This is a genomic window from Chitiniphilus eburneus (assembly GCF_005048205.1).
GTDB lineage: Bacteria > Pseudomonadota > Gammaproteobacteria > Burkholderiales > Chitinibacteraceae > Chitiniphilus > Chitiniphilus eburneus.
Genome location: NZ_SUMF01000016.1, coordinates 49,979 through 64,782 on the forward strand (window position 1 = coordinate 49,979; position 14,804 = coordinate 64,782).

Below are 14,804 nucleotides of genomic sequence, written 5' to 3' on the forward strand. Positions count from 1 at the left end.
AACCCAATGGAAAGCTGGGTACTCTATGCCCTGCTTTCCGCCGGCTTCGCCGGTGTGGTCGGGGTAACCGCCAAGGCTGGCATGAGCCAGATCAGCGGCGATCTGGCGCTGGCCATCCGCACGGCGGTCATTTTCCTGCTGGTGGTTGCGCACGTGGCCGTGGGACGGTACTACCAGGAAGCGTCGCGCCTCAGCCCGCGCGACTGGGGCTTTCTTGCCTTTTCCGGCGCGGCAACCATGTTGTCCTGGCTGTGCTATTACCGCGCGGTCAAGCTGGGGCCGGTATCCGGCGTGGCGCTGCTGGACAAGAGCAGTGTCCTGATCACGGTATTGCTGGCGATCTGGCTGCTGGGCGAGCCGCTCACCTGGCGCGTGCTGGTGGGCGGCGGGCTGATCGTCGCCGGCTTTCTGGTTCTTACGCTCAAATAGACTTCACAAGGCTACGTTTTGCATAACGACACCATTTCCTTTCTCCCCGCCGACAACACCCGGCTGGCCAACCTGTGCGGCCCGCTCGACGAAAACATCCGCCAGATCGAAACCGCGCTGGATGTGAACATCGCCCGCCGCGACGCCCATTTCCGCGTGTCCGGCAGCCCGCGCCAGATCCAGCTCACGCTGGACGCGCTGGAGTACTTCTACAACGAATCGTACGATCCGCTGGATATCGACGATATCCAACTGGGGGTGATCGAGCTGACGCGCGGGCCCGAGGACGAGCCGGTCGATCCCGACTCGCCGGTGCTGCGCACCAAGCGCGCCGACCTGCGCGGCCGTACCCCGCGCCAGACGCAATACATCAAGGCCGTGATGGCGCACGACATCACCTTCGGCATCGGCCCGGCCGGCACCGGCAAGACCTACCTGGCCGTCGCCTGTGCCGTCGATGCGCTGGAACGCGATACGGTGAAGCGGCTGGTGCTGGTGCGCCCCGCGGTCGAAGCCGGCGAGAAACTGGGCTTCCTGCCGGGTGACCTGATCCAGAAGGTGGACCCGTACCTGCGGCCGTTGTACGACGCGCTGTACGACCTGATGGGCTTCGACAAGGTCACGCGCCTGTTCGAAAAAGGAATCATCGAGATCGCGCCGCTGGCCTTCATGCGCGGCCGCACGCTCAACCACTCGTTCGTGATCCTGGACGAGGCACAGAACAGCTCGCCCGAGCAGATGAAGATGTTCCTGACCCGGATCGGTTTCGGCTCCAAGGCGGTGATCACCGGCGACCCGACGCAGATCGACCTGCCGAAGAACCAGAAGTCCGGCCTGATCGACGCGCAGGAGGTGCTGGCGGATGTGCGCGGCATCGCCTTGCATTACTTCACCAGCGCCGACGTGGTGCGCCATCCGCTGGTGCAGAAGATCGTCGATGCCTACGACCGCAAGGCGCGCGAGCGCGATGTGGAAACCGAGCGCAAACGCGTCGAGCGTGAAGCGCAAAAGCGTGCGGAAGGCGGGCACTGAACCGATGAGCAAGAAACTGAAGCTGGCGTTGCAGCTCGAATCCCGGGCGGCCGGACTGCCCACCAAGGCACAGTTCAAGGGCTGGGCCGAAGCCGCGCTGCAACCTCGGGTCAAGCAGGCCGAAGTGACAGTGCGCATCGTCGATGCGGAAGAAGGTCAGGCGTTGAACCGCGACTATCGCGGCAAGGATTACGCCACCAACGTGCTGACTTTCACCTTCGACGACGACATGCCCGAGATCCCGGGCCTGCCGCTGATGGGCGATCTGGTGCTGTGCGCGCCAGTGGTCGCCAGCGAGGCCGAAGCACAGGGCAAGCCATTGCTCGCGCATTACTGCCATCTGCTGGTCCACGGCATGCTGCACCTCCAGGGCCACGACCATCTGGAAGATGCCGAAGCCGAGGCAATGGAAGCGCTGGAGACACAGATCGTTACAGGGCTGGGTTATGATGACCCGTACCAAAACGACGAAGAGCGCTGAACCCGATGGATGACAGTCCGTCCGCCAGCCCGCGCACCAACTGGCTGGAACGTTTGACCCATTTCCTGCTGCGGGAGCCGGAAAACCGCGGCGAACTGGTCGATATCCTGCACAGCGCGTTCGAGCGTCATCTGCTGGATGCCGACGCGCTGGCCATGATCGAAGGCGCGCTCAACGTCGGCGACATGCAGGTCCGCGACGTGATGGTTCCGCGCAGCCAGCTCAGCGTGATCGATATCGCGACACCGCCCGAGCAGTTCATCCCCCATGCGATCGAGACCGGGCATTCGCGTTTTCCGGTGATCGACGGCAACAAGGACAACGTGCTCGGCATCCTGCTGGCCAAGGATCTGCTGCGCTACTACGTCAACCGGCAGTCGGTCGAACTGCGCGACCTGCTGCGCCCCCCGGTCTTCACCCCAGAGACCAAGCGCCTGAACATCCTGCTCGCCGAGTTCCGCGATACGCACAATCACCTGGCGATCGTGGTCGACGAACACGGCGGGGTATCGGGGCTGGTCACGCTGGAAGACGTGATCGAGCAGATCGTGGGCGACATCGCCGACGAGCACGACAAGGCCGAGGAACACATCACGCCAGCACGCAATGGCCTGTGGCGGGTGAAAGGCACCACCGAGATTTCCGACCTGAACGACATCCTCGAGATCGATCTGCCTTGCGACGAATTCCGCACCGTGTCCGGCCTGATCACCCATGAACTGGGCCATGTGCCGCGCCGGGGCGAAGTGGTCAACATCGGGCGCTGCCATTTCCGCATCATCCGGGCCGACAGCCGCTGCGTCCACGCCGTGACGGTGCGCCTGCAACCCACCCTCATCCAAACCGACCTGAAGCACTGATCGGAGCCACCTTGTCGTTCCTCTCCTGGCGCGCCGCGCCAATGCACCTTGGTCTGGCCGCCTGCGGGGCGGCCAGCGTGTTTTCCTTCGCGCCGTGGTACTGGGCGCCGATGATGTGGCTGTCGCTGGCCGCGCTGTTCATGGCCATCGCGCGTGCCACTTCGCCACGCGCCGCCGCGGTGCGCGGCCTGAGCTGGGGGCTGGGCTATTTCCTGGCAAATGTGCACTGGGTATTCATCAGCATGCACGACTACGGTGGCATGCCCGCCTGGATGGCGGCTGGCTGCACACTGTTGTTCGCGCTGTACCTGGCGCTGTTTCCCGCGCTGGCTGGCTGGCTGGGGCAACGCTGGCCGGCGCGCGGCGCGTGGCGCCCGACGCTGGTGATTCCGCTGGCTTTTGTCGCCACCGAGTACCTGCGCGGCTGGCTGTTCACCGGCTTTCCCTGGGCGGTAAGCGGTACGTCGCAATTGCCCTATACCCCGCTCGCCGGTTACGCGCCGCTGATCGGCGCCTGGGGCGTGGGCCTGCTGCTGGCGCTGTGCATCGGGCTGCTGACCGGCTCACCACGCGAGCCACGCCGCTGGGCCGCCGTCGCCGCGATCTGGCTGCTGGGGCTGGGCGTGCAGCAGGTGGCGTGGACCACGCCGCTGGGCAAGCCGGTCAGCGTGAGCCTGGCACAAGGCAACATCCCTCAGGACATGAAATGGGATCAGGCCCATTTCGTCGACAACCTGCGCACCTACCTGTGGCTGACCCGGGCCGCCAAGGGCGAGATCGTCGTGCTGCCGGAAACGGCGATTCCGGCCTTCCTCAGCGATATTCCCGACTGGTACCTGGACGAACTGCGCGCGGCGGTGGGCCAGCGCCATCTGGTATCGGGTGTGCCGATCATGGGCAAGGGGCTCGATGAGTATTACAACTCGGTCATGGCAATCACCGAGCCAAAGCAGGCGGTCTACAGCAAGCACCACCTGGTGCCGTTCGGCGAATTCGTGCCGGTACCGGCCTTGTTCGGCTGGATGTACAACTTCCTGAACATGCCGCTATCGGGCTTCAGCCGCGGCGCCCCCAAGCAGGCGCCCTTCACGCTGGGTAGCACCCGGCTGGCCGCCAACATCTGCTATGAAGACGTGTTCGGCCGCGAGATCATCCGTGCGCTGCCCGAGGCAACGATGCTGGTGAACATATCGAACCTGGCATGGTTCGACGGTTCGTGGGCCGCCGCACAACACGCGCAGATGAGCCAGGCGCGGGCACTGGAAACCGGGCGCTACATGCTGCGCGCCACCAATACCGGCATGACCGCGATCATCGACGAAAAAGGCCGGCTGGTCGCCAGCCTGGCCCCGATGAAAAAGGCCCTGCTGGAAGGCAGGGCCCGCAATTTCACCGGCATGACGCCCTATGCCCGCCTAGGCGACTGGGTGTTCCTGCTGGCTTTGGTCGTCGGCTTCGCGCTCAGCCTGGCGTACGCTCGGCGCGTATAACTGGCGCGTGCCGGCGAAGCGGTCGTAGAGCAACTGGCCGTCGCGGTCGAACCACGCCCACACGAAAGGCGCCACGAACCACGCCAGGGCCAGCCACGCCCAGGGTATCCAGTGCGGATTGACCCGGGCGATCGCCCATAGCGGGATCAACGGGCCGTAGCACAAGGCCGCCAGCACGAAACGCAGCAGCAATGCCCGCCACGACGGTACGCCACCATAGCCATCCACCAGCCGGATACGCCAGGTCTTCATCGCCAGCGTCTGCCCGCCATGGCGCCAGCACCAGCCGAAATAGAAGAACAGCACCGCGAGCACCCAGACGAAATTGATGGCGTGCGCCACCGGCCTGTCGATCATGCCGGTCAGTGCCTGACCCATCAGCCCCTGGATCACGGCCTGCACCGCGACGGCGACCACGCCGGCCAGCAACACCACTGGCACCACCAGCAGGCCCTCGTACCACAGGGCAAAAAAACGCCGCCACCATCCGGCGGCGGTCGATGTGGGCAATGCCATGCCTATTTCCTTTTGGGTGGATGGCCGCTGTCGTGATCCCCGTCACCGTGGCGACCGTTCGGACCGTCGCCGCGCTCGCGATGAATCCGTTCGATCACGGCGCGGCGCTGCTCCGGAGGCAGTTCGCGCAGACGCCGATAGTTTTCGCGCGCGCGACCGCGGTCCTCGGGCGAAAGATCGGCCCAGCGACCGATCCGCTCCCGAACGCGCTCCTGCTTGTCGGCCGGCAATTGCGGATAGCGATCCGCCATGCGGGCGAAGCGCTCCTGATCATCGGGGGGAAGATTGTTCCACTGGCCGGCCAGTGGCTTGAGCACGCTGCGCTGCTGCGGCGTCAGCGACTGCCACTCCGCGGCGGCAGCCGGCAGCGCAAGCAGGGCTCCCGCGCATAGCGCGGCGATCAGTTGGTAGCGGTAGTCCATTTATCGAAATCGTTGCTCACGTAGATATCGAGCGGCACTTCATCCGCCAGCAATTGAAGGTCCAGCATGGGATCGACGGCACTTGCGTGCTGCCATTGCCAGGTTCCGCCGACCAGGACCGCCAGCCCGAAGGCCAGGCCGGCACCCCAGGCCGCCGGATGCGCGCCGAATCGTTCGCCCAGCCAGCGCAACGGGTTGAAGCGGGCACGCTCGCCGGCACGCGCCACCGCGCGCTGCCGGGCCTGCGCCAGGCGCGCGGCAACCTGAGGCGATACGGCGCGCGCATCCAGCGCCGCCTTGGTCAGGCTGCCCAGACGTTGTTCCATATGCTCATCCATCGCCGCACCCCCGTGCTTCATTTGCCACCTTGCCAGTCTACACCGTGCTGCCGCATCCATTCGGCGAGCGCCTGCGTCGCGCGCGAGCAATGGGTTTTCACGCTGCCCTGGGAGCAACCCATGATCTCGGCGGTCTCCGCCACATCGAACTCTTCCCAGTAACGCAGCAGGAACGCCTCGCGTTGACGTGCCGGCAAACGCGCCACGCCGGCTTCGATCAAGGCCATGGTCTGCGCCTGTTCGCGATCCTGCTCCGGGCTGGGCGATGCCGGCTGTTCGGGCAACCAGTCCAGCGGATCGTCGGTGTCGTCCTCGCCATCGCGGCGAAATGTCGAAAACAGCGTCACCCACCAGTTGCGTACTTTGCTGCGCCGGAAATGGTCGCGAATGGCGTTTTGCAGAATGCGCTGGAACAGCAGCGGCCATTCGGCTTCCGGCCGGTCCGCATACCGTTCGGCCAGTCGCATCATCGCGTCCTGCACGATGTCGAGCGCGGCTTCCTCGTCGCGCACGGCGTACAACGCGTGCCGGAAAGCGCGGCGCTCGGCCTCGGCAAGGAAAGTGGAAAGGGCGTTCTGCCGGGATTGCATCGGCTGGATTCGCTGGGTTCGGATGTCCAAGTAGGGGGCGATGCTAACAAGCGCGCCCAGCCAGCGCCAGTGACTTCGCGCGTATGCCTGAGATGGTTGTTCTTGCCAAGTGCCTGGCAATCCGCTACCTTTTGCCGTTCACGTCCAATCCAGACGTGAAGCCGTGCCTATCGTTATCCATGGGCCCGGCACCGAATGGCACCGCCCGCGCAACACACCGCAGTCGTCCCAATTCAGGCCAAAAGCCCGAGTCAAGGCGGCCCGCCCGGTAAGGACAGGCTTCGCGGCACTGCCAATGCCCCGCATCAAATGGATCGTTGCGTTACCGCGTTACGATCCGGACCGGAAACACGCCCGTTTCCGATCCGCCCGATGTGTCAGGCTCAGGCAGGTCGAAGAGGTCGCAATGCTCTGGAGACTCGAGCACTGTTTTTTCTTTAAACGTTGATCGCCGGTCGCCGCGTCCCGCGGCTTCAACCCGGCAAAGGGTGACTCTCATGGAGCTTATCTCCGGTGCCGAGATCCTCACGCGCTGTCTGCAGGAAGAAGGCGTTGAATTCGTCTTCGGCTATCCTGGCGGCGCCGTGCTCGAAATCTACGACGCTATCTTCCGTCAAGAACAATTCAAACACGTACTGGTACGTCATGAGCAGGCCGCGGTCCATGCCGCCGACGCCTATTCGCGTTCCAGCGACAAGATCGGCGTAGCGCTGGTCACCAGCGGCCCCGGCGCAACCAACGCGCTGACCGGCATCGCCACCGCCTACATGGATTCGATTCCGATGGTGGTGATCTCGGGCCAGGTGGGCACCAGCGCCATCGGTCTGGATGCCTTCCAGGAAGTGGACATGGTCGGGTGTTCGCGCCCCATCGTGAAGCACAACTTCCTGGTCAAGGATGTGCGCGACCTGGCGGCCACCTTCAAGAAGGCCTTCCACATCGCCAAGACCGGCCGCCCCGGCCCGGTGGTGATCGATGTGCCCAAGGACGTCACGATCAACAAATGCGCATTCGAATATCCCGAATCGCTGACCATCCGTAGTTACAACCCGCCCACCAAGGGTCATCCCGGCCAGATCAAGAAGGCCGCGCAACTGCTGGCCGAAGCCAAGCGCCCGTATATCTACGTGGGCGGTGGCGCTGTCCAGGGCGGCGCGGGCGCGCAGGTGACCGAGCTGGTCAAGCTGCTGGGCGTGCCTTGCACCAATACGCTGATGGGCCTGGGCGCACTGGATGGCACCGACCCGAACTTCCTCGGCATGCTCGGCATGCACGGTACTTACGAAGCCAACCTGGCGATGCAGTACTGCGACGTGCTGATCGCAGTGGGCGCGCGCTTCGACGATCGCGTGATCTCGGTGCCGAGCCAGTTCCTGTCCAATCCGAAGCGCATCGTCCATATCGATGTCGATCCCAGCTCGATCGCCAAGCGCGTGAAGGTGGACGTGCCCATCGTCGGCGACGTGAAGCATGTGCTCACCGACCTGATCGCGGCACTGAAGGAAGGCAACCTGCGGCCGAACCCGGATTCCCTGGCCAACTGGTGGAAACAGATCAATGAGTGGCGCAAGCCGAACAGTCTGCTGTACACCCCCTCGGACGAGCTGATCAAGCCGCAATCCGTGGTGCAGAAGCTGTGGGAGATCACCAACGGCGAGGCCATCGTCACCTCCGACGTGGGCCAGCACCAGATGTGGGCGGCGCAGTATTACAAGTTCCGCCGGCCCAAGCAGTGGATCAACTCCGGCGGCCTGGGCACGATGGGCTTCGGCCTGCCGGCCGCCATGGGCGCACAACTGGCCAATCCGGATGCCGTGGTCGCCTGCATCACCGGCGAAGGCTCCATCCAGATGAACATCCAGGAGCTGTCCACCTGCAAGCAGTACAACACGCCGGTGAAGGTGCTGAGCCTGAACAACCGCTACCTGGGCATGGTTCGCCAGTGGCAGGAGTTCTTCTACGGCACACGCTATTCCCATAGCTACATGGATGCCCTGCCCGATTTCGTGAAGATCGCCGAAGCCTATGGCCATATCGGTTTCAAGATCGAGAATCCGGCCGACGTCGAGCCGGTGCTGCGCGAGGCCTTCAGCCCGGCGCTGAAGGATCGGCTGGTGTTCATGGACTTCCGTACCGATCCGTCGGAGAACGTGTTCCCGATGGTGCAGAACGGCAAGGGCCTGAACCAGATGGACCTGCCGCCGCACATGCACGGCCTGCAACAGGTGCCGTTCGAAAACAACCGCGACTACGGCAACCTTTGCTGAGGAGGGAACGACCATGCGACATATTCTCTCCGTGCTGATCGAGAACGAGGCGGGCGCGCTGTCCCGCGTGACCGGGCTGTTCTCGGCACGCGGTTACAACATTGACTCGCTGACGGTTCAAACCACCGAAGACCCGACCCTGTCGCGCATGACCATTGTCACGCACGGCTCGGACGATGTGATCGAACAGATCACCAAGCAGCTCAACAAGCTGATCGAAGTGGTCAAGGTGATCGACCTGAACGAAGCCGATCACATCGAGCGCGAGCTGATGCTGATCAAGGTGCGCGCCACCGGCAAGGATCGCGACGAAATGAAGCGGATGGCGGACATCTTCCGCGGTCGCATCATCGACGTGACCGAAAAGACATACACCGTCGAGCTGACCGGCCCCGGCGACAAGCTGGATGCGTTCATCAAGGCCATCGACGCCACCTCCATCCTCGAAACCGTGCGAACCGGCGCGTCCGGCATCGCACGTGGCGAACGTGTTCTGAAAATCTGAGTGAGGTGCCAGGGGCAGGGTGCGCGGCGCAAGCCCGTGCCCGCCTCTCCCTCACGCCTCACACCTCACAGGAGTAGTTCTCAAATGAAAGTTTTCTACGATAAAGACGCCGACATCAGCCTGATCAAGGGCAAGCAAGTGACCATCGTCGGCTACGGCTCGCAAGGCCACGCTCACGCGCTGAACCTGAAGGATTCTGGCGTGAACGTGACCATCGGCCTGCGCAAGAATGGCGCTTCGTGGTCCAAGGCCGAAGCGGCCGGCCTGCCAGTGAAGGAAGTCGCCGAGGCAGTGAAGGGCGCCGACGTCGTGATGATCCTGCTGCCGGACGAGTCGCAGCCGGACGTCTACTACCGCGACATCGCACCGAACCTGAAGGCCGGCTCCGCCCTGGCGTTCGCCCACGGTTTCAACATCCACTACAACCAGATCGTGCCGCGTGAAGACGTGGACGTGATCATGGTCGCCCCCAAGGGCCCCGGCCACACCGTGCGCTCCGAATACAACAAGGGCGGCGGCGTTCCCAGCCTGATCGCCGTGTACCAGGACAAGTCGGGCCGCGCCCGCGATATCGCGCTGTCGTACGCCGCGGCCAATGGCGGCACCAAGGGCGGCGTGATCGAAACCAACTTCCGCGAAGAAACCGAGACCGATCTGTTCGGCGAACAGGCCGTGCTGTGTGGCGGCGCGGTGGAACTGGTAAAGGCTGGCTTCGAAACCCTGACCGAAGCCGGCTACGCGCCGGAAATGGCCTACTTCGAGTGCCTGCATGAACTGAAACTGATCGTCGACCTGATGTACGAAGGCGGCATCGCCAACATGAACTACTCGATCTCGAACAACGCCGAATACGGTGAATACGTGACCGGCCCGGAAGTCGTGACCGCCGCCACCAAGGAAGCGATGAAGAAAGCCCTGCATCGCATCCAGACCGGTGAATACGCCAAGATGTTCATCCTGGAAGGCAAGACCAACTACCCGGCCATGACCGCTCGCCGCCGCCTGACCGCCGCGCACCCGATCGAACAGGTCGGTGCGCAACTGCGCGCGATGATGCCGTGGATTGCCAAGAACAAGCTGGTCGACCAATCCAAGAACTAAGCTTCACCGTTCCGGCAAACGGCCAGCCTGTGCTGGCCGTTTTCATTTCAGCCACGACCAGCCAGCCGCACCAGACTGCCAAGTCACTTTTTGCCCGCATGGCGGCGAAAGACACCGCGGGTGGCGTCGGTTACAATTTTCGGTTCAACCCAGCCTCAGAGACGACCTTGAACAAGCCCTATCCCCATCCGATCATCGCCCGCGAAGGCTGGCCTTTCCTCGCCGGCAGCATCGTCGTCGCCGTGCTCGTCACTCATTTTGCCGGCTGGTGGTCGGTGCCGTTCTGGATCATCGCACTGTTCGTGTTGCAGTTCTTCCGCGATCCGGCACGCGTGATCCCGCAGGACGCCAAGGCGATCCTCTCCCCGGCCGATGGCCGCGTGGTGGTGGTCGAGCAAGCGATGGACCCATATCGCCAGGTCGAAGCACTGAAAATCAGCGTTTTCATGAACGTGTTCAATGTCCATTCCAACCGCAGCCCGGTCGATGGCGTGGTGCAGCGCGTGGAGTACAACGCGGGCTCGTTCCTCAACGCCGCACTGGCCAAGGCATCGCTGGAAAACGAGCGCAACGCCGTGCTGGCCCGCCTGGCCGACGGCACCGAAGTCACCTTCGTACAGATCGCCGGCCTCGTGGCACGACGCATCCTTTGCTACACCAAGGTGGGCGACAACCTGTCGCGCGGCCAGCGCTATGGTTTCATCCGTTTTGGCTCGCGGGTGGACGTGTACCTGCCGCTGAGCGCTCGTGCCAAGGTCGCCATCGGCGACAAGGTCAGCGCCACCGAAACCATCCTGGCGGAACTCGCCTGACCTGCCGGATGCCGAACCGGCATCCGGACCCACCGCCCCTTATCCGAGAGCGCCCATGCACCCGATCAAGCGACCGTTGAATCTGAAGCGGCAAAGCATCTACCTGCTGCCCAACCTGTTCACGCTCGGCGCGCTGTTCGCCGGTTTCTACGCCATCGTGCAGGCCATGAACGGCCACTTCGAGCACTCGGCGGTGGCAATCTTCGTCGCGATGATCCTGGATGGCCTGGATGGACGCGTGGCGCGGTTGACGCATACCCAGTCGCCCTTCGGCGCGGAGTTCGACAGCCTGTCGGACATGGTGTCGTTCGGCGTCGCCCCCGCCTTGATCGCCTATGAATGGGCGCTCAAGGATTTCGGCAAGCTGGGCTGGATGGTCGCCTTCATCTACTGTGCGGGCGCCGCGCTCCGGCTGGCGCGCTTCAATACCAATATCGAGGTGGTGGACAAGCGCTTCTTCCAGGGCCTGCCCTCGCCTTCCGCCGCCGCGCTGGTGGCCGGCCTGGTCTGGATCAGCATTGAACACGCGGACGATCTGTCGCTGATCGCCGGCGCCCTGCCCGAGATCGCGCTGTTCTTCACGCTGTTCGCCGGGCTGACGATGGTGTCCAACGTAAAATTCTGGAGCTTCAAGGAGTTCCACGCCCGCAAGACGGTGCCCTTCGTGGCCTTGCTGGTGGCTACGCTGGTACTGCTGATCGGCGCCTCGCGCCCGGCGTTGGTGCTGTTCTGCTTCTTCATCGGCTATGCCGCGTCGGGTTACGTCTACTGGGCGTGGCAATGGACGAATCGGCAGAAGAAAGTCGTCAAATCGGACATTTAGTCTTAGATTTTCTGATTGTCGCGAGTAATCACGGCCATTCGACGCCAAATCTGTTGACGTTATGTCCGAAACGGGCCTATCCTGAGCACTAGTCTGTGCCAGGAGAGGCTCGTGCAATTCGACATCGACAAACTGATCGCCGACTTCGGCGGCCCCGGGCCGCTGACGGAAGCGCTGAATCAGGCATTTCCCCAAGATCCCGTCAGCCGGGCCGCCATCTACAAGTGGCGTGAACGCGGCAGCCTGCCTCTCTCCCAGATCGACAAGCTTGCGCAACTGGCCGCCGCGCGCGGCCGGCACTTCAATATCCACGCATACCGTATCGGCGCCAGCGCGCCCATCACACCCGGAGTGAACGCCATGGGCGACCGCCTTTACATCTTTGATACCACCTTGCGCGATGGCGAGCAGTCGCCCGGCGCCTCGATGACCCGTGAAGAGAAGATCCGCATCGCTCGCCAGCTGGAAAAGCTGGGCGTGGACATCATCGAGGCCGGCTTCGCCGCTGCCAGCCCCGGCGACGCCGACGCGATCCGCGCCGTGGCCGAGGCGGTGCGCGAGTCGACCGTCTGTTCGCTGGCCCGCGCCAACGAGCGCGACGTGCGCGCGGCTGGCGAAGCGATCAAGCCGGCCGCACGCGGCCGTATCCATACTTTCATCGCGACCAGCCCGATCCACATGGAGAAGAAGCTGCGCATGTCGCCGGAGGAGGTCGTGGAGGCCGCCGTGCGCGCGGTGAAGATCGCCGGTGAGTACACAGCCGACATCGAGTTCTCCGCCGAAGACGCGCTGCGCTCCGAGATCGATTTCCTCGCCCATATCTTTGGCGAGGTGATCAAGGCCGGCGCCACCACCATCAATGTGCCCGATACCGTCGGCTACGCGGTGCCGCAGCGCACCGAAGCGTTCTTCCGCGAGCTGATCGCCCGTACGCCCGGTGGCGATCGCGTGATCTGGTCCGCGCATTGCCACAACGATCTGGGCATGGCGGTCGCCAATTCGCTCGCCGCCGTGCTCGGCGGGGCGCGTCAGGTGGAATGTACGATCAATGGCCTGGGCGAGCGCGCCGGCAATGCCGCGATGGAAGAGATCGTGATGGCGGTGAAAACCCGTCACGACATCTTCGGCGTGGAGACCCGCGTCGAAAGCACGCAGATCGTGCCCGCATCCAAGCTGGTCTCGACCATCACCGGCTATCCGGTGCAACCGAACAAGGCCATTGTCGGTGCCAATGCATTCGCCCACGAGTCGGGCATCCACCAGGACGGCGTGCTCAAGCATCGCGAAACCTACGAAATCATGAGCGCCGAGTCGGTAGGCTGGACCGCCAACCGCCTTACCCTGGGCAAATTGTCCGGGCGCAACGCGTTCAAGACCAAGTTGACGTCGCTCGGCATCGTGCTCGACAGCGAGGAATCCCTCAATGCCGCATTCGCCCGCTTCAAGGAGCTGGCCGACCGCAAGCGCGAGATCTTCGACGAAGACCTTCACGCACTGGTTTCGGACGAGCTCGTTTCAGGCGAACAGGAAACCTATCGATTGACCTCGTTGAAGGTGGTGTCGGAAACCGGCGAAGTACCGAACGCCACATTGGTGATGGCCGAGGAAGGCGCGGAGAAGCGCGCCGAGGCCGACGGCGATGGCCCGGTGGATGCCACGTTCAAGGCCATCGAATCGGTGGTCAACAGCGGTGCCGAGCTGCTGCTGTACTCGGTCAACGCGATCACCGAAGGCACCGACAGCCAGGGCGAGGTGACGGTGCGGCTGTCCAAGGCAGGGCGCGTGGTCAATGGCCAGGGTGCGGACACCGACATTCTGGTCGCCAGCGCCAAGGCCTATATCTCGGCGGTCAACAAACTGACCAGCAAGACCTTCCGCATGAATCCGCAGGTCGGCGAAGCGATCTGATCGTCTGTCTCCCCCGCCGCCAGCGCGGGGGCATCCAATACCCGCGCCACTCGCGCGAGTGGGATATCACACCGGGCGGGCCGGTCACCACCATGACCGACCCCGGGATGGCGCCACCCGCGCCACGACCATGCCAGCAAAGCGCGCTACCCGCGCGCGGCGATCAGGATGACCGGTGTTCCTTTCTTGCCTGCCAGAACGTCAGGCCGCCGCGCTCAGCGAAGGGCGGGTCCAGCGTGCGTAGAGCACGACCATCACGTAGATCCAGATCGACAGCGCCACTTCGGCCCAGGCCAGCATCCGGGAGACGCCGGTGTCGGACCAGCCACGCATCACGCCTTCGATGAACCACAGCAGGATGAACATGCTGCACCACTGATAGGTATAGCGGCGACCTTTCAGCAGGCCCGGCAATGGCAACAACAGTGGCAGTGCCTTCAGCATCAACACCGAGCCGCCAGACCGCAGCGGTGCCCACCACAACTCCCATGCCATGCACAGCGCAATCAGGGCGATCAATCCCAGGATGGCGCCCCATTGCACACGGCCGCGCCAGGTTTCCAGCAGGACGGCGTTCATTGCATACCCTCCAGCCGGAGCGCGATGCTCGCCAGGCGGCGTCCCTGGGCAATGGCCAACTGCTTTTCCACTTCCGTGACCGGCAGGCGCGATTCCGGTCCCGCAACATGCGACGGGCCATAGGGCGTACCGCCAGCCTGCGTAGTGGTCAGCGCGGTTTCGGTAAAGGGCGTGCCCACGATCACCATGCCGTGATGCAACAGCGGCACCATCATGGTCAGCAGCGTGGTTTCATTGCCGCCATGCATGCTGCCGGTGCTGGTGAACACCGAGGCCGGCTTGCCGGCCAATGACCCCTGTAACCAGTCGTTGACGGTGCTGTCCCAGAAATACTTCATCGGCGCCGCCATATTGCCGAAACGGGTGGGGCTGCCAAGTGCAAGACCGGCACATTGCTGGAGATCAGCCAGTTCCACATAGGGCGCGCCACTGTCGGGTACGCCCGGCTCGGTGGCCTCGCAGACCGTGGATACGCGCGGCACGGTGCGCAACCGTGCGATGCAGCCGGGGACGGATTCGACGCCGCGCGCGATCGCCTGGGCCAGTTGGCGCGTGGCGCCGTGGGTGCTGTAGTAGAGAATGAGTATGTCAGCCATGGCATTTACCGATGTCAGGTCCGCTATTATAAGGGCTTGCCCGATCCGGACCCGA

Annotated in this window: 16 protein-coding genes and 1 pseudogene; 11 read left to right on the forward strand and 6 right to left on the reverse strand. The window is 63.8% G+C overall.

Annotated elements, in window-relative coordinates:
* Window positions 1–6: 6 nt before the first annotated feature.
* From FAZ21_RS13490 to lnt, 5 genes are read left to right on the forward strand one after another with little or no spacing between them, the layout of a single operon-like run.
* Window positions 7–429: an EamA family transporter gene (locus FAZ21_RS13490; RefSeq protein WP_136773963.1), complete on the forward strand. Its 423-nt coding sequence runs from the start codon at window positions 7–9 to the stop codon at window positions 427–429.
* A gap of 18 nt (window positions 430–447) precedes the next feature.
* Window positions 448–1,461, forward strand: a complete 1,014-nt coding sequence (locus FAZ21_RS13495; RefSeq protein WP_136773964.1) for a PhoH family protein — start codon at window positions 448–450, stop codon at window positions 1,459–1,461.
* Window positions 1,462–1,465: 4 nt separating this feature from the next.
* Window positions 1,466–1,942, forward strand: a complete 477-nt coding sequence (gene ybeY / locus FAZ21_RS13500; protein ID WP_136773965.1) for an rRNA maturation RNase YbeY — start codon at window positions 1,466–1,468, stop codon at window positions 1,940–1,942.
* 5 nt (window positions 1,943–1,947) lie between these two features.
* Window positions 1,948–2,802, forward strand: a complete 855-nt coding sequence (locus tag FAZ21_RS13505; protein WP_136773966.1) for a CorC family transporter — start codon at window positions 1,948–1,950, stop codon at window positions 2,800–2,802.
* Window positions 2,803–2,813: 11 nt separating this feature from the next.
* Window positions 2,814–4,292, forward strand: a complete 1,479-nt coding sequence (lnt, locus tag FAZ21_RS13510; protein WP_211243462.1) for an apolipoprotein N-acyltransferase — start codon at window positions 2,814–2,816, stop codon at window positions 4,290–4,292.
* Here the strand turns inward: lnt and FAZ21_RS13515 are convergent.
* From FAZ21_RS13515 to FAZ21_RS13530, 4 genes are read right to left on the reverse strand one after another with little or no spacing between them, the layout of a single operon-like run.
* Entirely contained in the window at window positions 4,218–4,808 is a 591-nt protein-coding gene (locus tag FAZ21_RS13515) for an RDD family protein (protein WP_136773967.1), read from the reverse strand. The two genes, lnt and FAZ21_RS13515, sit on opposite strands and share 75 nt — an antisense overlap.
* A 2-nt stretch (window positions 4,809–4,810) precedes the next feature.
* Entirely contained in the window at window positions 4,811–5,230 is a 420-nt protein-coding gene (locus FAZ21_RS13520; protein ID WP_136773968.1) for a DUF3106 domain-containing protein, read from the reverse strand.
* Entirely contained in the window at window positions 5,209–5,556 is a 348-nt protein-coding gene (locus FAZ21_RS13525) for a DUF3619 family protein (RefSeq protein WP_169307393.1), read from the reverse strand. Before FAZ21_RS13525 ends, FAZ21_RS13520 begins: the two co-directional genes overlap by 22 nt.
* A gap of 29 nt (window positions 5,557–5,585) precedes the next feature.
* Window positions 5,586–6,158 carry an RNA polymerase sigma factor gene (locus tag FAZ21_RS13530; RefSeq protein ID WP_136773970.1) on the reverse strand — a complete coding sequence of 191 codons (573 nt, stop codon included), beginning with the start codon at window positions 6,156–6,158 and terminating at the stop codon, window positions 5,586–5,588.
* A gap of 497 nt (window positions 6,159–6,655) precedes the next feature.
* On the opposite strand from FAZ21_RS13530, the gene ilvB reads away from it, so the two are divergent.
* From ilvB to FAZ21_RS13560, 6 genes and pseudogenes are all read left to right on the forward strand, one after another.
* Window positions 6,656–8,425, forward strand: a complete 1,770-nt coding sequence (gene ilvB, locus FAZ21_RS13535; RefSeq protein ID WP_136773971.1) for a biosynthetic-type acetolactate synthase large subunit — start codon at window positions 6,656–6,658, stop codon at window positions 8,423–8,425.
* 13 nt (window positions 8,426–8,438) lie between these two features.
* Window positions 8,439–8,930, forward strand: coding sequence for an acetolactate synthase small subunit (gene ilvN, locus FAZ21_RS13540; protein ID WP_136773972.1), 492 nt, complete (start codon window positions 8,439–8,441; stop codon window positions 8,928–8,930).
* Window positions 8,931–9,014: 84 nt separating this feature from the next.
* On the forward strand, window positions 9,015–10,031 hold the full coding sequence (gene ilvC / locus FAZ21_RS13545) for a ketol-acid reductoisomerase (RefSeq protein WP_136773973.1): 1,017 nt from the start codon (window positions 9,015–9,017) through the stop codon (window positions 10,029–10,031).
* A gap of 167 nt (window positions 10,032–10,198) precedes the next feature.
* A pseudogene (locus FAZ21_RS13550) lies at window positions 10,199–10,923 on the forward strand (phosphatidylserine decarboxylase).
* Window positions 10,899–11,666: a CDP-diacylglycerol--serine O-phosphatidyltransferase gene (pssA, locus tag FAZ21_RS13555; protein WP_211243463.1), complete on the forward strand. Its 768-nt coding sequence runs from the start codon at window positions 10,899–10,901 to the stop codon at window positions 11,664–11,666. Before FAZ21_RS13550 ends, pssA begins: the two are co-directional and overlap by 25 nt.
* Window positions 11,667–11,777: 111 nt before the next feature.
* Window positions 11,778–13,574: a 2-isopropylmalate synthase gene (locus tag FAZ21_RS13560; RefSeq protein ID WP_136773976.1), complete on the forward strand. Its 1,797-nt coding sequence runs from the start codon at window positions 11,778–11,780 to the stop codon at window positions 13,572–13,574.
* Window positions 13,575–13,775: 201 nt separating this feature from the next.
* Here the strand turns inward: FAZ21_RS13560 and FAZ21_RS13565 are convergent, their stop codons facing one another.
* Both FAZ21_RS13565 and wrbA read right to left on the reverse strand, forming a co-directional pair.
* Window positions 13,776–14,153, reverse strand: a complete 378-nt coding sequence (locus FAZ21_RS13565) for a DUF2069 domain-containing protein (protein WP_136773977.1) — start codon at window positions 14,151–14,153, stop codon at window positions 13,776–13,778.
* On the reverse strand, window positions 14,150–14,749 hold the full coding sequence (gene wrbA / locus FAZ21_RS13570) for an NAD(P)H:quinone oxidoreductase (RefSeq protein ID WP_136773978.1): 600 nt from the start codon (window positions 14,747–14,749) through the stop codon (window positions 14,150–14,152). Before wrbA ends, FAZ21_RS13565 begins: the two co-directional genes overlap by 4 nt.
* Between the last annotated feature and the right edge of the window lie 55 nt (window positions 14,750–14,804).